This is a genomic window from Plantibacter sp. CFBP 8775 (assembly GCF_014839505.1).
GTDB classification, from domain to species: domain Bacteria; phylum Actinomycetota; class Actinomycetes; order Actinomycetales; family Microbacteriaceae; genus Plantibacter; species Plantibacter auratus.
In genome coordinates, this window is sequence record NZ_JACYNV010000002.1 from 235812 (window position 1) to 258800 (window position 22989).

Here is a 22989-nt window from a genome sequence, read left to right on the forward strand (position 1 = left end):
CTCCGTGCGTGGCTCGGTGGTCGGTGCGCTCATCCGACGGCCTCGAACCGGCTCGGATCGAGCCGCTCGACGTCGAACCTCGGCACCGCGTCGAGCAGCTCCCGAGTGTACGCGTGCTGCGGATGCCCGAGGACGGCCGTGGCCGGGCCCGACTCGACGACGCGCCCGTCCGACAGCACCGTCACCTCGTCGGCGATCTGCCGGACGAGACCGAGGTCGTGTGAGATGAACAGGTAGCTGAGCGCGTGCTCGTCCCGGAGGTCGAGGAGCAGTTCGACGATCTGCGCCTGCACCGAGACGTCGAGGGCCGAGGTGGGCTCGTCGAGGACGAGGACCGACGGCGCGAGGACGAGCGTCCTCGCGAGTGCGACCCGCTGGCGCTGGCCACCCGACACCTCCCGTGCACGACGCCCCAGCGCACTCGTGGGGAGGGCGACCTGGTCGAGGATGGTCGCGACGCGCCGCCGGCGTTCGGCGGCGCTCCGCACCCCGTGGATCCGCAGGGGCTCCTCGATGATCTGTCCGACGGTGTACCGCGGATCGACCGCCGAGAGCGGGTTCTGGTAGACCAGCTGGAGGTCGCGTGCGAAGGGGTTGGCGACGGCGTTGTCCCGTGGCAGCTCCCGGCCGGCCACCCGCACCGACCCGTCGTCGAAGGACGTGAGCCCGGCGACGATGCGCGCGAGCGTCGACTTGCCCGACCCGGACTCGCCGACGAGCGCGTGGATCGAACGCGGTCGGAGGACGAGCGAAGCCTCGTCGAGTGCGGGCGGCGTCTGGGGATCGCGCCCGTACCGTTTCGACACGTGGGACACCTCGACCACGGCGGATGGCACGATCGTCTCGCCGCGCTGCTCCGCCTGCACCTGCTCGGCCGCAGCGCGGATGCGTTCCCGGTAGCGCAGCGGCGACGACGCGGGCGAGTCCGAGAGCAGCCCCACCGTGTAGGGATGCCGCGGTGCGAGCAACACCTCCTCGGCCGGACCCGACTCGCGGACGTTCCCGTCCTGCAGGACCACGATCGCGTCGCTGCGCTCCTGCGCCAGCGCCAGGTCGTGGGTGATGAAGAGGATCCCGAGCCCGAGCTCCTGCCGGAGGCCGTCGAGGAGGTCGAGGATGCGCCGCTGGACGGTCACGTCGAGCGCGGACGTCGGCTCGTCGGCGATGAGCAGCTTGGGCCTCGCCGCGATGGCGATCGCGATGAGCACCCGCTGCAACTGCCCGCCCGAGAGCTCGTGCGGGTAGGACCGCACGCGGGCCGAGGCCTGACGGATGCCCACGTGCTCGAGCAACTCGATCACGCGCGCGGGGACCTCCGAGCGCGGGGTGTCGCCCGCCACCTGGACCGCCTGGGCGATCTGCACGCCGATCCGCTGCAGCGGGTCGAGTGAACTCAGCGGATCCTGCGGGATGAAACCGAGCGTCGAACCGCGCAGGGGGCGCCACTGCTTCCGGGAGAAGTCGGCCACCTCGTGTCCGGCGACCGCGACCCGACCGGCGGTGACCGAGCCGTTGCCCGGGAGGAGCCCCGCGACCGCCCGGGCGATCGTGCTCTTCCCCGAACCAGACTGGCCCACGAGCGACACCGTCTCGCCGCGCCCGACCTGGAACGACACGTCGCGCACCGTGTCGGTCGGCCCCCTCGAACCACGCGTCCGGTACCCGACGGCGAGTCCGTCGACGAGCAAGGGCACCGGAGCCGCGTCGACGACGTGGAGTGCGCTGTGCTGCAGGGCTGCCTGGTTCATGCGGTGGTCCTCTCGCGGGTGAGTTGGCTGAGACGGCTGATGGCGAGCACGGTGACGGCGATCACGAGGCCCGGGACGACGACGAGCCACGGCGAGGACACGACGTACTGACGACCCTCGGAGACGAGCAGGCCCCACTCCGGGTCGGGCGGCGGAGCTCCGTACCCGAGGAAGCTGAGCGAGGAGATCCAGATGATCGCGAGGCCGAACTGGAGGGCCGTGAGCGACAGCACCGCGGAGTACGAGTTCGGGAAGACGTGCTTCGCGAGGACGTACGCCCGCGAACCGCCGAGATGGTGACTCGCCTCGACGAACGGCAGGTCCTTCACCGTCAACACCTCGGAGCGCATGATCCTGGTGAACGCCGCGATCGAGGAGATCCCCACGGCGACGGCCGCGTTCAAGGTGCCGAAGCCGAGCGCCACGACGACGACCATCGCGAGGAGCAGCCCGGGGATCGAGAGCAGCACGTCGACGATCCGGCTGATGACGGCGTCGACGAGACCGCCGAACGACGCGGCGACGAGCCCGAGGACCGTGCCGGCGCCGAGACCGATGAGGACGGCGACCGCCGAGCCGAGCAGGGTCCGACCGGTGCCGTGGATCACCCGCGACAGCAGGTCGCGACCGAGGGAGTCGGTTCCGAACCAGTGCGCGACCGATGGAGCGGCGAGCGCGTTGGCGTCGTCGGGCTCGAGCGGGTCGTACGGCGTGAGGAGGCCGGGTGCGACGACGGACACGAGGACGAGACCGACGACGATGATCGCCAGGACGTCCGCGACCCCGAGGCGGCCGAGGAGTCGACGGAACACGTCCGGTCCGTCGTCGGCCGCGGTGACGTCGCGGTCCGGGTGGAGTCGGAGGCTCATGCGTCCACGCTCGCTTTCGACGGGATACCGTCGGGCACCGCCGTCCCCGTCGCCGCCGCTGTCGCGACAGCAGGCCTGGCGAGGCGGGAGCGTCGGGGCCGCCCATGCCCCGGGCGGACGATGCGCGGGTCGAGGACGGGGTAGACGAGGTCGGTCACGAGATTGATGCCGACGTAGATGGAGGAGATGAGGATGACGACGGCCAGGATCACCGGGGTGTCCTGATCGCGCACGCTCTCGAAGGTGATGAATCCGAGGCCGGTGCGGGTGAACACGGCCTCCACGACGACGGCACCGGCCAGCAACTCTCCGACGACGAGGGCGAGCATCGTGATCGACGGGATCGCACCGTTCTTCAAGACGTGGCCGAGGGCGATCCGGACCTCGCTCGTCCCCTTCGCGCGGAGCACGGTGACGAAGGGTTCGTCCGCAGCCTTCCGGAGTCCCTGGATCAACACCTGCGTCAACGGACCGTTGACGGCGAGCGCCAGGGTCAGCGCCGGGAGCACGTAGGACACGAAGCCCTGATCGCGGACCGACGACACCCAGCCGAGCTGGAAGGAGAAGATCGCGAGGAGCACGAAGCCGATGAGGAAGCTCGGCGCGGAGATGGAGGCGATGGGCGCCGATGCCGCGATGCTCCTGATCGCCCTGACGGGGGCGTACACGGCGGTGAGCGCGATCGCGAGCGACAGCACGATCGTCATGACGAACGCCACGCCCGCGAGCACGATCGTGTCCGAGAAGCCCTGCGCGACGAGGTCCGACACGGCACGACCGCTCACGAGCGAGTAGCCGAGGTCCCCGTGGAGCAGCCGACCGACCGTCAGCGTGAACTGTTCGATCGGCGACAGGTCGAAGTGGTAGTACGCCCGCAGCGCCTCGCCGGCGGACGGGGGTAGTGGGTTGAGCGGGCTCGTCAGCTTGTTCTCGATGGGGTCGCCGGGCAGGACGAAGAGGGTGAAGAAGACGAGCGTGTAGACGAGGGCGATCACGAGGAGCGCCTGGGCGACGCGCCTGATCACGTACTCGCGGTACTGCCGGCGTCGCGTGTCCGCCGCGCTGGCGTTCGGATGCTGGTTGGACATGTGGGGCCTCCTCTCGGAAGGGACGGGACCGGACACGGGAGGGCCGTCCGATCGACGGCCCTCCCGCTCGCTCAGTCCTCGATCGAGGTGTTGTAGAACTCCGGCAGGGCGCCGTCGGTGAGGGAGAAGCCCTTCACCCGATGCTGGGTGACGAACACCTGGCTGTCGTTGAGGATCGGGACGACGTAGGCCTGGTCGATCAGGTGGTCCTGGATCTGACCGAGGATCGCCGCGCGGGTGTCGTCGTCGGTCGCGGCGTTCTGCGCGTCGAGCAGCGACTGCAGGGTCGTGTCGGAGCCGGCGAGACCGAGGAGGTCTGAGCCGTCCTTGCTGTAGTACTCGCTGAGGCCCTTCGAGGGGTCAGGGTGCGGCCAACCGACCCGGAGCGCCCCGACCTCCGGGTCCGCGAACGCGGTCGCCCAGTAGGTGGAGTAGTCGAGCTCGTTGAGCGACAGCTCGATCCCGACGTCCTTGAACTGGTTCTGGATCTGCTGGAAGAGGCTCTTCGCCGTGTTGTCGTAGACGTCGATGTAGGTCTTCACCGTGAGCCGCTCGCCGCCCTTGGTGCGGTAGCCGTCCGCGTCGCGCTCGGTCCAGCCGGCTCCGTCGAGGAGGCGGTTCGCCGCATCCGGGTCGTAGGCGAACTTCGCCGATTCGTCGACGTAGCCGAAGGTGCCCGGCGACAGGACCGACGTCGCGGGCGTCCAGCTGTCGGTGTACTGCGTCTCGATGATCTGCTCACGGTCGATCGCGTGCAGCAGCGCCTTGCGGACGTCGACGTCGTCGAGGAACGGAGCCTGGCTGCGGAGGAACCACTGGTTGCTGAGACCGACACCCGTCTTGGACACGATGTCGTAGCCGGCGTCGACGAGCCCCTGCTCCTCGCTCGGCTGGACGTAGCGGATGACGTCGGCCTCGCCCGACTTCAGGGTGCCGAGCCGGACGCTGTCCTCCTGCACGGGGATGACCGTGACCGAGGCGAGGTGCGCCTCGCCCTGGTTCGGGGAGGACGGCGGGGCCCAGGCGTACCCCTCACGACGGTCGAGCACGATCTCCTTGCCGTAGGTCTCGGAGGCGACGACGAAGGGGCCCGAGCCGATGAGGTTCACGAACTTCGACTGCTCCTCCTTGCTCGCGTCGATCGTGGCGTCGGCGACGAGCCCGGATCCCCACCCGGTGAGCACGTTGAGGAAGGGCGCGTAGGGTGCGGCGAGGACGACGGTGACGGTGCTGGTCGCGTCGTCCGGCGTCGCGACGAGACCGGGCGGGAACTGCGCGTTCGGGGTCGTGCCCTTCGCCTCGTCGCCGGTCGACTGCCAGTTCAGGTTCTTCGCGACGCTCGTGGCGTCGACGGCGGTGCCGTCGCTGTAGGTGACGCCGTCCCGGATCACGAAGGTGTACGTGAGACCGTCGGGGCTGACGGTCCAGGAGTCGGCGATCCACGGTTCGAGTTCGCCCGTCTCCGCGTTCCGGTAGAGCAGGCGGTCGGTGATGTTCTGCTGGAGCGCACGGGTCTGCCACGTGCCAGCCTCCTGCACCTGCGCCGAGGTGGGGATCTCCGCGTCGAGGTAGGTGAGGCTGCCACCGTCCGCGTCTGACGAGGCCGACGCCGCCGAGCAGCCGGTCAGCGCGATGCTCACGGCGACGAGGGCTGCGGCGGCGAGTCGTGCTCGCCGTCTGGTGGTTCGGGTCATGACGGGTACTCCTGTGGGTCGGGGTGGTCCGGTGCTGTGCCGGTGTGGTTGCCCATCCTGGTCGGCGCACCGGGCCACCCCGCCGCTCTGTTACGACAGGTTTCCCGCGGGTTCCTTCGATGACGCCGTGTGACCGTCGAGCGCCCTCTCGTGCTGGTCGCCGAGGTTCCGTCCTCCGCGATATCGTGCGGCCGGGTGGTCGTCGGGGAGCCGGGCCGCCCCGCCCGTCAGGCGCTCGCGGAGCGTCTCCCCCGGTCGATACGCGTCGCGCAGCCGCCCTCGGCGACGCAGCTCCGGCACGACGAGTTCGACGAAATCGGTGAGCGTGTCGAGGCTGTGGTACTGCCGCAGGTTGATCCCGTCGATACCGACCTCGTCCAACCATCGCTCGATCTCGTCGGCGACGACCTCGGGGGTGCCGACAGCGAAGAAGTCCCGTTCGAGGTCGCTGCCGACCCGCACGATGAACTCGCCGACGGTGCCGGCCGTCACCTGCGGCGGCAGGGCGTCCGCCGGGACCCCCTCTGCGGCGAGCGCCTCGGCGACGGTCCGGTCCTCCGGGTGCGCCAGCGGGTCGAACGGCAGCCCGGCGTGCACGAACCGACCGACGATACTCGCATGCTCGCGGTACTGCGCGGCCTTGGCCTCGGCCTCCTCCTGCGTCCGCGCGACGATGACGGCCGCCTGGACGACGATCTTCAGCGCGGCCCCGTCGCGTCCGTTGTCGGCCGCTGCCGCACGGAACCGCTCCAGGAGGGGGCCTGCACCACCTGGACCCCGCACGCCCGTGAACACGGCCTCGGCGTGCCGTCCGGCGAACGCGATGCCGGCCGGTGAGGCGGTCGCGGTGTAGAGCAGCGGTGTCCGTTGGGCGCTCGGCTCGGACAGGTGCGGTCCGGCGACCTGGAAATAGCGCCCGACGTGATCGATGTACCGCACCTTGTCGGGGTCGGAGTAGACGCCGGCCTCCCGGTCACGGATGACGGCGTCGTCGTCCCAGGACCCCTCCCAGAGCTTGTAGAGGACGTCCAGGTATTCCTCGGCGATCGCGAACCGTTCGTCGTGCGGGATCTCCTCGACGAGGCCGAAGTTCCGTGCGGCGTTCGGCAGGTAGGAGGTGACGATGTTCCACGCGACGCGGCCGTTCGTCAGGTGGTCGAGGGTGCTCATGCGACGCGCGAAGGCGAACGGCGGCTCGTAGCTCGTCGAGAAGGTGATGCCGAAGCCGAGGTGCTCGGTCACGGCGGCCATCGCGGGGACGACGAGCAGCGGGTCGTTGTTGGGGATCTGCAGGCCCTCACGCAGGGCGTCGGCCGGGCCGCCGCGGAAGACGTCGTAGGCGCCGACCACGTCCGCGATGAAGATCGCGTCGAACCCGCCCGCCTCCGCTGTCCGGGCAAGTGTCGTCCAGTACCGGATGTCGGTGTACTGGTCGCGTCGGTTGTCCGGCAGGCGCCAGAGGCCGTGGGTGATGTGGCTCACGCAGTTCATCTCGAACAGGTTGAGGATGAGCTGCTTGGGGCTGGACCGCGTCGGGCTGGACTGTTCGCTGATGATCGACTCCTCCGGTGGAGCGGCGATCGGTCCGTCCGGACCGGGCCGCCTCAGCACCCTAGGCGCAGCGGGAGGGACGAGGTCCGGCCGCGGTGTCACATCCCGTCATACGCCACCGGGCGACGCGGGGCGACGATCGGTCAGCGGGCGACGGACGGGACGCGGTCCTGCCAGCGCAGTCGCCGTTCCAGTTGCGCACCGAGGGCGAGCAGGGTGGCCTCGCCACCGGGACGCCCGATCAGCTGGACGCCCATCGGCAGCCCCTCGGACGTCTCGTGCACCGGGAGCGTGATGGCCGGAAGGCCGGTCGCGTTCACGAAGGAGGTGTGCGGCGCGTAGCGCACCTGCTGCTCGAAGTTCAGCTCGGGCGAGTCCTGGTCGTACCACCCGATCGGCCGTGGTGTCTGGGCGAGCGCCGGCGTGATGATCGCGTCGAACGGCGCGAACTGCGCGAGGACGCTGCGTTCGAACCGGTGGAGACTGGCGAGCGTCTCCATGAGCCGGGTCGCCGGCAGCGCCCGACCGCGCTCGACGAGGGACCTCGTGACGGGTTCGAGGAGCGCCAGCTCCGCCTCCGAGGACGCCGGGACACCGGCCGCTGAGGCCTGCCAGATCGTCGTGAAGTCTGCCGGGTACCGTTCGGCGTCGCGGAGGGTGAGCTCCTCCAGGCCGTGCCCCATCGCGGTGAACGCCCGGGTGGCGACGTCGACGGCGGCGCGGGCCTCCGGGTCCACCGCCAGCTCGAAAGCGCTGTCCCAGGGTGAGCCGTCGAGGACCGCCAACTGGAACCGGCCTTCGCCGCGGACGGCGTGCCCGAGCAGTGGTCCGTCGTCGGCGTCGGGTGCGCGCAGCGTGAAGTGGTGGTCGATGCGTCCGTGCACGCGCTCGATCATCGCGTCGAGCAGGAGCGCCGCGTCGGCGACGGTCCGGGCGATCGGCCCGGGGACGACGAGGCCGGCGAGTCGGTCGACACCGGAGCCCGCGGGGACGAGCCCCCTCGTGGGCTTCAGGCCGACGAGCCCGCAGGCGGCCGCCGGGATGCGGACGGAGCCGCCACCATCGGAGCCGGGGGCGAACGGGAGGAGCCGCGCGGCGACGGCGGCTGCGGCCCCGCCACTCGACCCCGCCGCTCCGCGGTCGAGGGCCCACGGGTTCCGCGTCGGCACCCCGTCGAGCGGCTCCGTGTAGCCGTAGAGCCCGAACTCCGGGGTCGCGGTCTTCCCGAGGCTCACCGCTCCGGCCCGGTCGAGGACGCCGACCAGCTCGTCGTCGGTCGTCGCCACGACCTCCGCGGTGAGCCGTGACCCGAAGCGGACGGGCTGACCGGCACGGGACACGAGGTCCTTGTCGCCGATCGGGAGTCCCCAGAGCGGTGCGGTCCGAGGAAGTGCCTCGACCGCCTCCACGCGTTCGGCGAGCGATCCGGCGGCGACCGAGGTGAAGGCGCCGATCGCGTCGTCGAGGCGCTCGATGCGGTCGAGGTAGTGCCGGGCGAGCTCCGTCGGTGAGACTTCGTCCCGCTGCAACGCCTGCCACTGCTCGAGCGCCGTCAGCTCGTGGAGTTCCGCCATGCGACCAGCCTAGAGGCGGCACTCTCCTGTGGTCCCCGTTCCCCGGCCGTTCCGGTCCCTGAGCCTGTCGAAGGGTGTCGACCGGTTCAGCGCTTCAAGGACTTCTGGAGGAGGACCGTGCCGATCCAGCGGCCGAACTTGAAGCCGACACGGCCCATGCGGCCCACCTCGGTGAACCCGAACTTCTCGTGCAGGGCGATCGACGACTCGGCGCCCTTGTCGGCGATGACGGCCAGCATCTCCTTGAGCCCGGCGGCCTTCGAGCGCTCGATGAGCTCACCGAGCAGATCGGTGCCGAGGCCCTTGCCGGTCGCCGCCGCTCCGAGGTAGATCGAGCTCTCCACGGTGAATCGGTAGGCGCGCTTCTGCTTCCACGGTGCGCACAGCGCGTACCCGAGGATCTGTCCGGTCGGATTGACGGCGACGATGAACGGGAGCTGGAGCCGCTGCAGGTAGGCGAATTTGGAGCGCCACTCGGCGAGGGTCATCGCGTCCTCGTCGAAGGTGACCATGCTGTTGGCGACGTAGTGGTTGTAGATCGCCCGGATGTCGGGCAGGTCGGCCGCAGTGGCGTCGCGCATCGTGAAGGCGAACGGCGTCTCGGGGGTCGGCGGCTTGCGCAGGTGCGGCGGCAGCCGGCGCCTCGGCTCGTACTCCTCTTCCAGCATCCCCCAAGCCTAACGAGGGGGTGGGTCGCCGGACAGCCCTTGCGGCCGACGCCACGACCCGGTCGTCAGTCGAGCGACCAGTCGATCGGGTCCACGCCGCGGGAGACGAGGAAGTCGTTCGTGCGGCTGAACGGCTTCGAGCCGAAGAAGCCCCGCGAGGCGGAGAGCGGACTCGGGTGCGCCGAGACGATGACGTGGCGGTCGGGGTCGCCCGATGATTCGAGCAGCGGTGCCAGTCGTTCGGCGTCCTTGCCCCAGAGGATCGACACGAGCGGTGCGGGGCGTGCGGCGAGCGCGCGGATCGCCTGTTCCGTGACCGCCTCCCAGCCGTGTCGGCGGTGCGACCCGGCGGAACCCGCCTCGACCGTGAGGACGCGGTTGAGGAGCAGCACGCCCTGTCCGGTCCACGAACTGAGATCGCCGTGTTCCGGCGTCGGGACACCGAGGTCCTCGCGGAGTTCCCGATGGATGTTCGCGAGGCTGCGCGGCACCGGGCGGACCTCCCGGTCCGCGGCGAACGACAGGCCGATCGGATGACCCGGCGTCGGGTACGGGTCCTGCCCGACGATGAGGACCCGGACCGCGCTGAACGGCGTACGGAAGGCCCGCAGGACGAGCTCGGGTGCCGGCAACCATCGGGCACCGGCCGCTGTCTGCGCCGCGAGCCAGTGGTCGATCGTCGCGAGGTCGTCCGCGACGGGTGCGAGCGCGCCGGCCCACCCCTCGTCCATCGACCCCGCCGCGGCGAGCTGTGCCGGGGTGCCGCCGAGGATCCCGTTCGTCATGGACTACTGCTGCTGCGGCTGCTCGGCACCGATCGTGCGGACGACGACCCCGTGCTCGGCGGTGAAGACCTGCCAGACACTGCCGCCACCGAGGACGGAGAGCGCCCCCTGCCCGACGACGAGCGCCGTGTTCTCGTCGATCGCGACCCCGCCGTCGACGACCCCGGCCTCCGTCGCGGCGACGAGCCGCCCGAGGGTGCCCCACTGTGCGGCATGCGCCTCGACCGCGATGTCGACGAGCCCGAGACCGTCGCCGATCGTGACCTCGTCGAGTTCCTCGGACGCCGCCTCGGGGCTCACGGGGACCTCGCCGACACGCCATCCGCCGATGATCGCGTGCTCGGCGGCGATCATCGCGCCGGCCGAGATGCCGAGGTAGGGCAGACCGGACGCGACGAGGCGTCGGATGTCGGTGGCGACCGGCGCGACCGCCTCCGCGTAGGCCGAGGGCAGTCCGCCGCCGACGACGATCCCGTCGACCTCGGCCAGCTGAGCCTGCGCGACCACGCCGCCCTCGCGGACGACCACGCGGATCGCCTCGATCTCACCGGAGCGTGCGACGGCACGTTCCAGGGCGGCGGACTGCTCGAGCCCGTCACCGTCGTGCACGACGACGATCGCGATGCGCGGGGCCAACCGACCGGCGACGACCGCGAGCGCGGCCGCCTCGGCGATGAACGCTGCGTAGACGGTCGACTCGGTCTCTGGGGCGGCCGGACCGCCGAGGAGGAAAACACTCACCCTGAGACCCTACCCGGCACCCCGGATCAGGCGGGGACGATCAGGCCGTGATCGTCGGCAGCGTCGACCAGGGGAAGGAGATCCAGCGGTCGACACGCTTCCACACGTAGTCGGGGCGGAGCACCGTCTGCGGCTTCTCGTACAGCGTCACCGTGCGGACCTCCGCACCGCTCGCCTGCATGAGTTCCAGCACCATCGCGAGCGTGCGACCCGAGTCGGACACGTCGTCGACGAGCAGCACCCGGCTCCCCGGCAACCCGGCCACGTCGAGCAGCGGCGGGAGCACGACGGGCTCGGGGAGAGGCGCGTCGACCCCGGTGTAGAACTCGACGTTCAGCGCGCCGCACGCCTTCACGTCGAGGGCGTAGGCGATGGCACCGGCGAGCAGGAGCCCACCGCGCGCGATCGCGACGACGGAGTCGGGCCGGAACCCGCTCGCGACGATCGCACTGGACAGTTCGCGGGCCGCGTCACCGAACGTGGGCCAGTCGAGGACCTCTCGCTCCGGGGACGCTGCGCTGGGGTTCTCGGTCGACATCCTCCAACGCTATCCTGCCGGCCGGGCCGCCTGTACCATCCCCACATGGCGCGAGACAGCACGACGACCGGCGGAGCCTCGGCGACCGGATGGCGGACGTCGATCCGTGGGTCGGCAGCCGGCATCACCGCAGGACTCATCGGCTGGTTGTTCCTCGTCGAGATCACGAGCGGCGTCCTGCAGGGCTACTACGTCCCGCTCATCCCGGACCTTGTCGAGCACCTGGGCATCCACGACGCGGACTTCAACTGGTTCGAGGCCGCGCAACTGCTGTTGTCGGCGCTCGTCGTCCCCATCCTCGCGAAGCTCGGCGACATGTTCGGGCACAAGCGGGTCCTCCTCGTCTCCACCGTGTTGACGGCCGGCGCCAGCTGGTGGCTCGTCCTCGCCGGGGACTTCTGGTCGTTCCTCGCGGCCTGGGCACTGCAGGGCTTCTACGTCGTGTGGCTGCCACTCGAGATCGCACTCATCTTCGAGCGGGGCCGTCGCTCCGGAACCGGGGCCTCGCAGACCCGCCGGGCCGCCGGCCTGCTCGTCGTGGCGCTCGAGGCCGGCGCCATCATCGGTGCGCTGTCGAGCGGACGCATCCTCACCGCCCTCGGCGGCGACATCCCACTCACGATGATGCTGCCGGCCGTCGCGGTGACCCTCGTCTTCTTCGCCATCCTGTTCGGCGTCCCCGAGTCCGAACCCCTGCCGGGCAGGACTTTGGACCTCGCGGGCTTCGTACTCCTCAGCCTCGCGCTCCTGCTCATCACCTCTGGGCTCACCTTCCTGCGACTCAACGGTCCGCAGACGTGGTGGGTGTGGGGGCTCATCGCGATCGGCGTGCTCGCGTTCCTGCCGTTCGGGCGACATGAACTGCGGCAGCCCGACCCGGCGATCGACCTCCGGGTGCTCCGGCAACCCAACATGTGGCCGGTGCAACTGACCGCCGGGCTCATCGGGATCAGCCTGCTCGGCGCCCAGGCCCCGCTCAGCACCTATGCGGGGACACCTCGGGAGAACGGATACGGACTCGGGCTCGACGCCGGCGACATCTCCACGCTCATCGGCGCCTACCTGATCTCGATGATCGTCGGTGCGCTCCTGTTCCCACTCGTGTCGCGCTGGGCGACGCCTCGGATCGCGCTCATCATCGCCGCCTCACTCGTCGCGGTCGGGTACCTGCTGTTCCTCCCGTTCCACCTCGAGACGTGGCAGGTCTTCCTGAACATGGCGATCGCGGGGCTCGGCTCCGGTGCCCTCGTCGGAGCCATGCCGGCCGCGGCCGCGGCCGCGGCACCTCGCGGGCAGACGGGCGTCGCGTCGGCACTGACCAACACGACGAAGACGATCGGTGGCTCCTTCGCCTCGGCCGTCTTCGGCGTGGTGCTGTTCGCCGGCGCCGCGCAGGCCGTCACGGCCGGGGCGTCGAGCCTGTCCGGCTACCTCACGGTCTGGGCGATCTGCGGGGCGGGTGCGCTCGTCGCCGCCGTCCTGCTCTGCTTCGTCCCGAAACTCGCCTTCGCGGACGCGGCCCCGGTCGACGCGGAACCCGGGCCACGCATCGATCCCGCTGACGAGCACCCGACCGGTCACTGACCTCCCGCCCGGTCCCTGACTGCAACCGGTCCCTGAACTCCCGACCGGTCCCTGAACTCCCGACCGGTCTCTGAGCCTGTCGAAGGGTCTACTCCGCGACGCGCAACGGCCCCTTCGCCAGGCGGTACGGGGCGGCCTGGGCGACCGGCTTGATCGTGATGAGGTCGAGGTTGACGTGGGGCGGCAGGGAGGTCGCGTGGACGATCGCCTCGGCGACGTCGTCGGCCGAGAGCGGATCCGGCACGTCCTCGTAGACGGCGTCGGCGCGGTCCTGGTCGCCACCGAAGCGCACGAGCGAGAACTCCTCGGTGTGGACCATGCCCGGCGCCACCTCGATCACCCGGATCGGTTCGCCGTTGAGCTCGAGCCGGAGCACCTCGAAGAGCGCCCGCTCGGCGAACTTCGCCGCGTTGTACCCGCCGCCACCCACGTAGGCGACGTGGCCCGCGATCGAGGTGACACCGACGATGGTGGCGGCACCACCCTCCGGGATGCTCCGGCGAAGGATCGGCAGGAGCGCCTGGACCACGCGCTTCGTGCCGAGGACGTTGATGTCGAACATGCGGCGCCAGTCCTCCGCGTCGCCGTCCTCGACGGACGCGAGGCCGAAGGCACCGCCCGCGTTGTTGACGAGCGCCTGGGCGCCACCGAGTACCTCCACCCGGGCGGCGAGCGCGTCGACGTCCGCCTGCACGGTCAGATCCGCGACGACCGCCGTACCGCCGATGTCCGCGACGAGCGCTTCGAGCCGCTCTGCTCGGCGGGCCACCGCCACGACGTCCCAGCCGTCGGCGGCGAATCGCCTCGCGGTCGCCTCCCCGATCCCTGAACTCGCACCGGTCACCACCACACGTCTCGTCGTCATGCCTCCAGGGTAGCCACCGGTCCGAGGCGTTACGCCGTGTTTCCGCGTGGTTGGCGCGTGCAGGTGGGGCCGGTAGCCTCGGGGTCACGACGGAGCACTACCCGGAGCCACTCCCGGCGACATCGCTGTCGGACCGAGCGGCCACACCGGCGGCACCCATCACCCGAGCAGCACCGACCACCCGAGCAGAGGGGACCATCCACCATGAGCGATGCCACGAACGACTGGAAGTTCGAGACGAAGCAGATCCACTCCGGAGCTGCGCCCGACCCGGTCACGAAGGCTCGGGCCACGCCGATCTACCAGACGACGAGCTACGTGTTCGACAACGCCGACCACGCGAAGAACCTCTTCGCCCTCGCGGAGTTCGGCAACATCTACACGCGCATCCAGAACCCGACGCAGGCCGTCGTCGAGGAGCGCCTGACCGCGCTCGAGGGTGGCAGCGGTGCCCTCCTCCTCGCCTCGGGGCAGGCGGCGGAGGCCTCGGCGGTCCTCAACATCGCGCAGGCGGGCGACCACATCGTGTCGTCCTCGTCGATCTACGGCGGCACGTACAACCTGTTCAAGTACACGCTCGCGAAGCTCGGCATCGAGACCACCTTCGTGGAGAACCAGGACGACGCCGAGGAGTGGCGGCGTGCGGTGCGCCCGAACACGAAGCTGTTCTTCGCGGAGACCATCGGCAACCCGAAGATCAACATCCTCGACATCCGCCTCGTCGCCGACGTCGCGCACGAGGCCGGCGTCCCGCTGATCGTCGACAACACGATCGCCACGCCGTACCTCATCCGTCCCTTCGAGCACGGAGCGGACATCATCGTCCACTCGGCGACGAAGTTCCTCGGTGGTCACGGCACGGTCATCGGCGGGGTCATCGTCGACGGCGGCACCTTCTCCTGGACCGGGCACGCGGACAAGTTCCCGGGCCTCACGACGCCGGACCCCTCGTACCACGGCGCGGTCTACACGGACGCCGTGGGTGACGCGCTCGCCTACATCATCAAGGCGCGCGTGCAGCTCCTGCGCGACCTGGGTGCGGCCATCGCCCCGGCGAGCGCCTGGCAGCTGATCCAGGGCATCGAGACGCTCAGCCTCCGCATCGAGCGCCACGTGCAGAACGCCCAGCAGGTCGCCGAGTGGCTCGACGCCCACCCCGACATCGCGAGCGTCAACTACTCGGGTCTGCCGTCGAGCCCCTGGTACGCGGCGGCCAACCAGTACGCCCCGAAGGGTGTCGGAGCGGTCCTGTCCTTCGAGCTGAAGGGTGGGGTCGACGCCGGCCGCGCCTTCGTGAACTCCCTGCAGTTGTTCTCGCACCTCGCGAACATCGGCGACGTCCGTTCGCTCGTCATCCACCCGGCGTCGACGACGCACTCGCAGCTCACCCCGGAGCAGCAGCTCACGGCCGGCGTCACGCCCGGGCTCGTGCGGCTCTCGGTGGGGCTCGAGAACATCGACGACATCACGGCCGACCTCCAGGCCGGTCTGACCGCCGCGAAGCAGGTCGTCGAGGCCGCCCGGGTCTGAGTCCGTCCCGAGGCGTCTCCCTCCCGGGTTGCGCCAGCGCGGTGCGCTGACGCGAGCGCACCCCACAACCGCGAGCGCGGGTCTCCAGAGACCCGCGCTCGCGTCGTTCATTGCGCACTCGGACCGGTTCCGCGTCGCTCGGGCCGGTTCCCCGTCACGCGAGCCCGTTGCGGCGTGCCGGAGCCGACGGGAGCGCACTCGCGCCAGCGCACCGCGCCGACCTCGACTGATCGGGTGACGTAACACGGCCGGTCGACGCCCCAGGGCACGCCACAATGGAGACCTATGGACTGGCAGACCCCGGAAGACAGCGTGCCCTCCCGCTTCGTGACCGAAGCCGAGGTCGGCGCCCTGCTCGCGAACCCGCCCTCGAGCGGCGCCTGGCGCGACGGCGACCGGCCAGGCGACCGACTCTTCGCCCCGCTCGGCCGCCTCGACTTCGAGCACGGCGGGAGCATCCCGCACGCCAGACTCGCCTACGAGACCTGGGGCACGCTCGACGACGACGGCGGCAACGCGGTCCTCATCCTCCACGCGCTCACCGGAGACAGCCACGTCCTCGGTGGCGCCGGCAACGGGCATGCGACCGCCGGGTGGTGGGCCGGCATCGTCGGTCCGGGGCTCGCCGTCGACACGGACCGCTGGTTCGTCGTCGCGCCGAACATGATCGGCGGCTGCCAGGGCAGCACCGGCCCCTCCTCCTTCGCGCCCGACGGCGTCGAGTGGGGTTCGCGGTTCCCGTACACCTCGATCCGCGACCAGGTCGAGGCCCAGCACCGACTGCTCGGCCACCTCGGGCTCGACCGCTGGGCCGCGGTGATCGGCGGGTCGATGGGCGGCATGCACGCCCTCGAGTGGGCCGCCACCCACCCCGAACTCGTCGACCGACTGGCCGTGATCGCCGCACCCCCGGTCACGACGGCGGACCAGATCTCCCTGAACTTCGTGCAGCTCGAAGCGGTCCGCACGGATCCACACTTCCAGGGCGGCGACTACTACGACGCCCCGGACGGTGAGGGCCCGCACCGCGGCCTCGCCCTCGCCCGACGGATGGCCCTGCTCAACTACCGCAGCCCGGGTGAGTTGAACGCCCGCTTCGAACGCAGCTGGCAGTCGAGCGTGAGCCCGCTCGGGCATGGTGGACGCTTCGCCGTCGAGTCCTACCTCGACTTCCACGGCAACAAGTTCACCCGACGCTTCGACGCCGGGAGCTACGTGACCCTCGTCGAGGCGATGAACTCGCACGACGTCGGACGCGATCGTGGCGGCGTCGGGGCGGCGCTGCGGGCCTACACCGGTCCATCGCTCGTGCTCGGGATCGACAGCGACAGGCTCTTCCCGGTCAGCGGGCAGGAGGAGATCGCGCTCCATCTCCCCGGCAACCTCGACGGCACCCGACCGTCGGTCCTCCGGTCCGACTTCGGACACGACGGCTTCCTCATCGAGAACGCTTTGGTCGCCCCGCATCTCAGCCGGCTCCTCGCCGTCTGACAGCCGCGCCCCGTCTGTCCGACACCCGTTCCGCGGCGGTCGTGTCACCCGATAAGGTGACTCCTCAGAGGAGCGTGAGCATGGATCGGGTGGCGAGGACCCAGCGACGGCTGCTGCTGCGTACGACGCGTCTCTTCGGACTCGCGGGGTGCGTCACGGCCGCGATGATCCTCAGCGTCCCGGGCGTCGTCTCGGGAGGTCGGTACACCGTCCTCCTCATCCTCGTCGCCGCCCTCGCGCTCACGCACGTGGCCGCGGAGCAGTACGACGGCCGTCGCTGGCTGGTCCTGGTGTTCCTGGTCGGTGTCGGGGTCGTCGTCGTCATCGGTCTGTCCGACGGGAACACCGGCCAGGTCGGCTCCGCCAGCGCGATCGCCGCGATCACCTCCCTCGGCCTGGGCGCTGTCGCGGCGAGACTCGTGCCGCTCCGGCGCACCTGGCCGCTGCTCCTGACCGCGTTCGTCGTGACGGCGGTCACGATCATCGTCGTCACCGGGCCCACCGCGCTCACGATCCCGACCATCGGCCTGACCGCGGTCGTGTGGGTCGCGATCGGCGCCTTCGGCGGCTGGCTCGACACGAGCATCCCCCGACTCATCCGTCGGGTCGACACCATCGGCAGCGCCTACAACGCGGAGCGGCTCGCGAGTCAGGCCGAGTCGCAACGACGACAGGACGCACGACTCCTGCACGACACCGCGCTCGCGACCCTCACCATGCTCGCCCACTCCGGACGAGGCGTCGATGCCGCAGCCCTCCGCTCGCAGGCCGGGAACGACGCGCACCTGCTCCGCAGCCTCCGCCTCGGCGAGGAGCTGAGCCCCGTCTCCTCCGGCTCGTACATCCTGCAGCGCGGTGCCGACTTCACCCTCGACGAAGGTATCGAGGCCGTGACGGACCGGTTCGCCGGGCTCGGGCTCACGGTCAACGTCTACGGCGGTGGACAGGCGAACCTCGACCCACGTGTGCGGGAGGCGTTCCTCCTCGCGCTCGGGGAGTGCCTGGAGAACGTCCGGCGTCACTCCGGCGTGGATTCGGCCGACGTCACGGTCTCGATCGACGAGCTGACGGCCCGACTCCTCATCACCGACACCGGCACCGGGTTCGATCCGTCGGCGGTGCCGGACGGCCACCTCGGCGTCGCGGAATCGGTCGTCGCGCGCATCCAGGAGGTCGGCGGACAGGCCCGTGTCTTCTCCGCCCCCGGGGCCGGGACGACCGTCATCCTGGAGGTCCCGCAAGCATGAGTGTCGACGCCCTCGAGGAGACCACCGGACCGACCCGGCGCTACCGCCATCGGCGCGCCATCGACCGGCAACGCTCATCACTCGGAACGACACAGCTCGGCATCGGTCTCTCTGTGTCCGGCGTCATCCTCATCGTCTACGCCGCGATCCGCTTCGTCGGGTCGGTCCACCATTACCCGCGACCACTGCTCAGCGCCGTCGCGTGGCTGTTGCTCACCGCGGCGATCGCGTCGACCTTCCTCCTGCTCCGCCGTTCCGCGTTCCACCTCTCGGACCGGCTGTTCGTCGCGCTGCTGATCCAGCTGGTGGTGGTCGCCGCGCTCGACCTGGCGAGCGTCTGGAGTCGCGACGCCGTAGGGGTCTATCCGACGGCGGCAGCGGCGGTCGGCGGCGTCCTGCTCGCGGTCGTCACCCTCCGCCCGGTCCGCGACATCGCCGCCGCGACCGTGGTGCTCGGGCTGATGCTCGTGGGGTCGATCCTCACCGTCACGCGGACCCAGACCGCGACGCTCGGAGCCGAGTTGCTCTTCGCCGCGGTCGCCGTCGTCCCGCCGCTCATCGCCTGCGCGATCGTCTCCCAGTATCGGCGGATCGTCCGTCTCGAACTCGACCGGGTCATGGTCGCCTCCACGGTCGCGAGCGTCCGGGACGCACTCGGGTTCTTCGACTCGGAGGAACTCGTCACCCTCGACCTCGAAGCGGAGGAACTGTTCGTCGGTGTCGCCGACGGCTCGGTCGACCTCCCGCTCGGCCCCGAGCTCGCGGCGCGCGCCTCCCGCCTCGCGACCGAGCTCCGGCGTCATCTCATGTCCGAGGGCAAGGAGTCCTGGCTCGAGCACGCGTTCCAGGAGTCGTCCGTGCTGTCGGACCGCGCGACCCTGCGCGACCCCGAGCGACTCGCGACGTATCTCGCAACGGATCAGCGGGATGGCCTGCTCTCTGCAGTATGGTTGCTCCTCGGGGAAGCAGATGCGCAGAGTGCCAGAGCTGTGCTGACGCTCGGACCGGTCGACCGCTCCGAACGACCGGGCCGATCTGGTGCGCTCGTCATCCCGATCGTCCTCGAAGCGGTCGGAGTGCAACGCGCCAAGGTGGATCCCGCGGTGTGGGAAGCGCTCGGACGCGTGGGCAGCTCTACGGACACGTACCAGAAATCCCGGATCAGGATCGAGATCGACAGCACCGTCGACAATCCTGCTGCGGGCCAGCGGAAAGGGGAACGTCAATGACGTCACAGGAGTCTCGCATCAGGGTCGGCATCGTCGATGACCACCGGATGCTGCTCGGCGCGCTCACCGAATGGATCAGGAGCGTCGCCGACGACATCGAACTCGTCGTCGTGACCCCGTCCTGGCCGGAGCTGCTGACGCACCCCGCCTTCCCCGTCGACGTCCTGCTCCTCGACGTCGACCTCAAGGACAACGTCCCGGTCGCCGTGAAGCTCGCGACGCTGAAGACCACGGGCGTCACGACCGTCCTCATGAGCACCTACAGCGACCCGGCGGTCGTCCGAGAGGCATTGGCAGCCGGTGCCCTGGGCTACCTCGCGAAGAGCGAGGACGCCGAGACCATCGTGCACGCCCTCCGTGCGGCGTCACGCGGTGAGTCCTACATCTCCCCCGAGCTCGACCTCGCCCTCGCGAGCGGGGCCTCCGGCACCGGCCCTCGCCTCAGCGCGCAGGAGCGTCGCGTCATGGCGCTCTACGCCGCGGGTGAGCCCGTGAAGATGGTCGCAGAGAGCCTCGGTATCTCCGACGAGACCGCGAAGAGCTACCTCAAGCGCATCCGCGAGAAGTACCGCAACGCCGGCATCGACGTCGGCACGAAGGTCGCCCTGCGCAAGCGGGCGATCCTCGACGGCATCATCGTCGACTAGCAGCGCGGTGCGCCGACGCGAGCGCGCGGGTATCGGTTCCAGCGCGGTGCGCTGACGCGAGACCGCATTGTTCGGCGTGAGCGCTACCCGGAGACGTCGGCGCGCATCTCCGGAGACCCGCGCTCACGCGTGCGGGGTGCGCTCGTGCGAGCGCACCGCGCTGGCACCCCACCCCACGGGCCGGGACGGGCGCCGGGTATCGGTCAGACGGGGATCGGTGCCGTCGGCGGATTGCGGTCCGCGATCCTGCGCTCCTCGGCGTCGTTCGCCCGCAGGAGTTCGCGCCGGAGCTGCCGTCGTTCGACCGTGAAGCTCGTGATGACGATCCCGAGGCCGATCACGGTCAGCACCACGCCGGTCCAGACCGGGGCGAGGTAGCCGAGTCCACCGGCGATGACCACACCGCCGAGGAACGCCCCGAGCGCGTTGCCGATGTTGAGCGCCGAGTGGTTGAGCGCGGCGGCGAGCGACTGGCTGTCACCCGCGACGTCCATGAGCCTCGTCTGGATCGCCGGACCGAGGCCCTGCGACGCGAAGCCGACCGCGAAGACGAAGAGGAACATGGTCGGGGTCCACGTCGCGGTGAGTGCCAAGGCGGTCAGGACCACGATCATGAGCGCGAAGAAGACGATCAGGGCCCGCTTCACCCCGCGGTCCGCGAGATGCCCGCCGACCAGGTTGCCGATCGTCATGCCGACCCCCATGGTCGCGAGCGCCCACGGGACGAGTGTCGCCGACTCCCCCGCGACCTCGGTCACGAGGGGCGCGAGATAGCTGTAGACGGCGAAGAGCCCGCCGAACCCGATGGACCCGAACCCGAGCACGAACCACACCTGGCCGCGACGGAAGACACGGAGCTCCCGACGCATCGTCTGCTGCGGGTTGCCCGCCTGCACCGGCACGGCGAACCAGATGGTCACGGTCGCGAGCGCGAAGATGCCGGTGACGATGAGGTAGGCGGAGCGCCACCCGAACTCCTGGCCCACCCAGGTCGCGAACGGCACGCCCACGACGTTCGCGATCGTCAGCCCGGTCATGACGAGCGCGACGCCCTTGCCGCGCTTCCCGGGCCCCATGAGACTCGCGGCGACGAGGGCGGCCATGCCGAAGTAGGCGCCGTGCGGCAGCGCCGCGACGAACCGTGCGAGGAGGACGAGGCCGAAGCTCGGCAGGAGCGCAGACGCGAGCGTGCCGACGGTGAACGCGACGCCCAGCCAGAGGAGGACGGTCTTACGCCGGTATCGCGCGACGAGCGCGGCGATCGTCGGCGCACCGACGACGACGCCGAGCGCGTACGCCGTGATCAACCAGGCGGCCTGCGCGTTCGCCTGCTCCTGGCTGCGCGCGGCCAGCTCGGGCAGGAGGTCGGTCGCGATGTTCGGCAGCAGACCCATCGCCACGAACTCGGTCGTGCCGATGCCGAACGCCCCGACGGCGAGCGCGAGGATGGCAAGACGAACACGGGTCGGCGACAGCTGCGTCGACCCGTCCAGGATGGTGGGCATGGATCGAGTGTACGGGAATCCTCGAATCGATTCGAGTCCCCCGAGCGGCAAAACCGGACCACCGCCTCCCGGTGGGTTCAGCCGTCGTTCTCGAGCGCGGCGTCGAGGCGGTCGAGCTTGGCGGTCAGCTCACCCGTGTAGCCGGGACGGATGTCGGCCTTGAGGACGAGTGAGACCCGGCTACCGTAGGCGCCGACCGCCTCGGTGGCGTCCTTGATGACCGCGAACACCTCGTCCCACTCCCCCTCGATGGTCGTGAACATGGAGTCGGTCCGGTTGGGCAGGCCGGACTCTCGGACGATCCGCACGGCGGCGGCGACCGCGTCGTGGACGGAACCGTCCGAGTTGCCGGTGCCGCTGGGGGCGACGGAGAAGGCGACGAGCATGGTCACTCCTTGTGGGTTGGAGCGGGGACGGGGATGGACGCCGAGGAGACGTCCTCGTCATGGTGGGACGGGGTGAACAGTGCGTGGACGGCCCAGCCTGCGAGGACCAGGTAGGCGAGGTTGCGGACCGTCAGCACCGTCACGAGGACCGGGTCGACGTTGAGCAACCAGAGGTACAGGTAGGGGTAGACGAGCTGCGTGAGCGCGGCGATCATCAGCGCGAGCACGGCCGGCGCGAGGAAGCGCCGACGCTGCAGGACGATCCCGAGGATCACCGGTGCCGCCAACCACATCGCGAACTGCGGTGACCCGACCTTGTTGAAGATGATGAGCGTGAGGACGAAGAGGAGCGACAACGGCGCGAGCACCTGCACGAGGGGGCGTCCGGACCGCACCGCGAGCACCCCGAGGAGCACCGCACCGGCGACGGCGAGGCCGAGGAGCGGCGTCATGACGGCGATCGCCGTGTCGACGCCCGGGCCCGTCACCTGGAAGGTCAGGATGTCGCGGTCGTAGTAGACGAAGCTCTGCGGGACACCCAGGACGGCGAGCCACAGGTAGGCGTTGCCGATGGGCGACTCGATCTGGAGACCACGTCCGGTCTGCTCCGTCACGAAGCTGACGGCGTTCGCACCGCCGAGCACGAGGCCGACCCCGAGGACCACGACCGACGTCGCCGCCGCCGCGACCAGGACCTGACCGCGATGGCGGTGCGCCAGGACGATCGCGCCGATCAGCGCCGCCGGCCAGATCTTCATCCAGGCGGCGAGCGTCAGGAGGACGGCGGCGACCCGCGGGCGGCCGGCGACCCAGAGGAGCCCGACGATCGCGATGGGGACGGTCACGGAGTCGATCCGGGCGAGCGCGATCGGTCCGAGCAGGAGGAGGAACGCGAGCCACCACCATGCCGCGATCAGCCGTGGGCGCGAGTGGCCGTTGCCGAGGAGGACCGCGAACGCCCCGGCGTTCATCGCGGTCACCAGCAGGAGCCAGCCGACGCCGTACCCGGCACTGCCGAGCAGCAGCGGGATCAGCATCGGCACGATCGCGAGGATCGGATAGACCCAGGGCTGGTCGATGGCGGGGATCGGGCCACCGGACGTCGCCTGTTCGACCCACGGCCGGTACACGAGGACGACGTCGCCGAGCGGGAGGCCCTCCGCCACGAGGCACAGCCACCCGACGAGGAGGTGCACGAGGCCGAACCCGCACCAGAGGAGCCAACGCCGCATCACGTGGACCATCCTAG

The 22989-nt window shown here is 70.4% G+C and carries 20 protein-coding genes; 6 read left to right on the forward strand and 14 right to left on the reverse strand.

The window, feature by feature from the left end; genetic code table 11:
* Nucleotides 1-29: 29 nt before the first annotated feature.
* The 10 genes from IFR14_RS13710 to IFR14_RS13755 all read right to left on the reverse strand — a co-directional run bounded on the left by IFR14_RS13710 (nt 30) and on the right by IFR14_RS13755 (nt 11256).
* A complete protein-coding gene (locus IFR14_RS13710) occupies nt 30-1748 on the reverse strand; it encodes a dipeptide ABC transporter ATP-binding protein (RefSeq protein WP_191941426.1) in 1719 nt (572 codons plus the stop codon).
* Nucleotides 1745-2617, reverse strand: coding sequence for an ABC transporter permease (locus IFR14_RS13715; protein WP_191941427.1), 873 nt, complete (start codon nt 2615-2617; stop codon nt 1745-1747). The genes IFR14_RS13710 and IFR14_RS13715 overlap by 4 nt, the downstream gene beginning before the upstream one ends.
* The gene (locus IFR14_RS13720; RefSeq protein WP_194718993.1) at nt 2614-3705 is read right to left on the reverse strand and encodes an ABC transporter permease; all 1092 of its coding nucleotides are present in this window, start codon (nt 3703-3705) and stop codon (nt 2614-2616) included. Before IFR14_RS13720 ends, IFR14_RS13715 begins: the two co-directional genes overlap by 4 nt.
* 71 nt (nt 3706-3776) lie before the next feature.
* Nucleotides 3777-5399, reverse strand: a complete 1623-nt coding sequence (locus tag IFR14_RS13725) for an ABC transporter substrate-binding protein (RefSeq protein ID WP_124769614.1) — start codon at nt 5397-5399, stop codon at nt 3777-3779.
* A gap of 90 nt (nt 5400-5489) precedes the next feature.
* Nucleotides 5490-6980, reverse strand: coding sequence for an NtaA/DmoA family FMN-dependent monooxygenase (locus tag IFR14_RS13730; protein WP_342365768.1), 1491 nt, complete (start codon nt 6978-6980; stop codon nt 5490-5492).
* Nucleotides 6981-7093: 113 nt separating this feature from the next.
* Nucleotides 7094-8524, reverse strand: a complete 1431-nt coding sequence (locus tag IFR14_RS13735) for an amidase (RefSeq protein ID WP_191941428.1) — start codon at nt 8522-8524, stop codon at nt 7094-7096.
* Nucleotides 8525-8610: 86 nt separating this feature from the next.
* Nucleotides 8611-9192, reverse strand: coding sequence for a GNAT family N-acetyltransferase (locus tag IFR14_RS13740; protein WP_079707223.1), 582 nt, complete (start codon nt 9190-9192; stop codon nt 8611-8613).
* Between the two features lie 65 nt (nt 9193-9257).
* The gene (locus IFR14_RS13745) at nt 9258-9977 is read right to left on the reverse strand and encodes a uracil-DNA glycosylase (protein WP_124769616.1); all 720 of its coding nucleotides are present in this window, start codon (nt 9975-9977) and stop codon (nt 9258-9260) included.
* 3 nt (nt 9978-9980) lie between these two features.
* Nucleotides 9981-10718: a Type 1 glutamine amidotransferase-like domain-containing protein gene (locus IFR14_RS13750; protein ID WP_064295268.1), complete on the reverse strand. Its 738-nt coding sequence runs from the start codon at nt 10716-10718 to the stop codon at nt 9981-9983.
* A 40-nt stretch (nt 10719-10758) separates the two neighbouring features.
* Entirely contained in the window at nt 10759-11256 is a 498-nt protein-coding gene (locus IFR14_RS13755) for a phosphoribosyltransferase (protein WP_191941429.1), read from the reverse strand.
* A gap of 45 nt (nt 11257-11301) precedes the next feature.
* On the opposite strand from IFR14_RS13755, the gene IFR14_RS13760 reads away from it, so the two are divergent.
* Nucleotides 11302-12840, forward strand: a complete 1539-nt coding sequence (locus IFR14_RS13760; protein ID WP_124769617.1) for an MFS transporter — start codon at nt 11302-11304, stop codon at nt 12838-12840.
* An 88-nt stretch (nt 12841-12928) separates the two neighbouring features.
* Here the strand turns inward: IFR14_RS13760 and IFR14_RS13765 are convergent, their stop codons facing one another.
* On the reverse strand, nt 12929-13705 hold the full coding sequence (locus tag IFR14_RS13765) for an SDR family oxidoreductase (RefSeq protein WP_191941430.1): 777 nt from the start codon (nt 13703-13705) through the stop codon (nt 12929-12931).
* A 204-nt stretch (nt 13706-13909) separates the two neighbouring features.
* Here IFR14_RS13765 and IFR14_RS13770 point away from each other — a divergent pair, with 204 nt between their 5' ends.
* From IFR14_RS13770 to IFR14_RS13790, 5 genes are all read left to right on the forward strand, one after another.
* Entirely contained in the window at nt 13910-15235 is a 1326-nt protein-coding gene (locus tag IFR14_RS13770; protein ID WP_086473990.1) for a bifunctional o-acetylhomoserine/o-acetylserine sulfhydrylase, read from the forward strand.
* A gap of 285 nt (nt 15236-15520) precedes the next feature.
* Entirely contained in the window at nt 15521-16726 is a 1206-nt protein-coding gene (gene metX / locus IFR14_RS13775; RefSeq protein ID WP_137243323.1) for a homoserine O-acetyltransferase MetX, read from the forward strand.
* A gap of 89 nt (nt 16727-16815) precedes the next feature.
* Nucleotides 16816-17973 carry a sensor histidine kinase gene (locus IFR14_RS13780; protein ID WP_159453432.1) on the forward strand — a complete coding sequence of 386 codons (1158 nt, stop codon included), beginning with the start codon at nt 16816-16818 and terminating at the stop codon, nt 17971-17973.
* Nucleotides 17970-19202: a hypothetical protein gene (locus tag IFR14_RS13785; RefSeq protein ID WP_191941431.1), complete on the forward strand. Its 1233-nt coding sequence runs from the start codon at nt 17970-17972 to the stop codon at nt 19200-19202. Before IFR14_RS13780 ends, IFR14_RS13785 begins: the two co-directional genes overlap by 4 nt.
* Nucleotides 19199-19849, forward strand: a complete 651-nt coding sequence (locus IFR14_RS13790) for a response regulator transcription factor (protein WP_056012577.1) — start codon at nt 19199-19201, stop codon at nt 19847-19849. The genes IFR14_RS13785 and IFR14_RS13790 overlap by 4 nt, the downstream gene beginning before the upstream one ends.
* A gap of 203 nt (nt 19850-20052) precedes the next feature.
* On the opposite strand, the gene IFR14_RS13795 is transcribed toward IFR14_RS13790, so the two are convergent.
* From IFR14_RS13795 to IFR14_RS13805, 3 genes are all read right to left on the reverse strand, one after another.
* Nucleotides 20053-21354, reverse strand: coding sequence for an MFS transporter (locus tag IFR14_RS13795; RefSeq protein ID WP_191941432.1), 1302 nt, complete (start codon nt 21352-21354; stop codon nt 20053-20055).
* 77 nt (nt 21355-21431) lie between these two features.
* Nucleotides 21432-21740 (reverse strand): thiamine-binding protein, encoded by a 309-nt coding sequence (locus IFR14_RS13800; protein ID WP_064295260.1) that lies wholly within the window; start codon nt 21738-21740, stop codon nt 21432-21434.
* Nucleotides 21741-21742: 2 nt separating this feature from the next.
* Nucleotides 21743-22972 carry a glycosyltransferase 87 family protein gene (locus IFR14_RS13805; RefSeq protein ID WP_249407023.1) on the reverse strand — a complete coding sequence of 410 codons (1230 nt, stop codon included), beginning with the start codon at nt 22970-22972 and terminating at the stop codon, nt 21743-21745.
* Nucleotides 22973-22989: the final 17 nt, after the last annotated feature.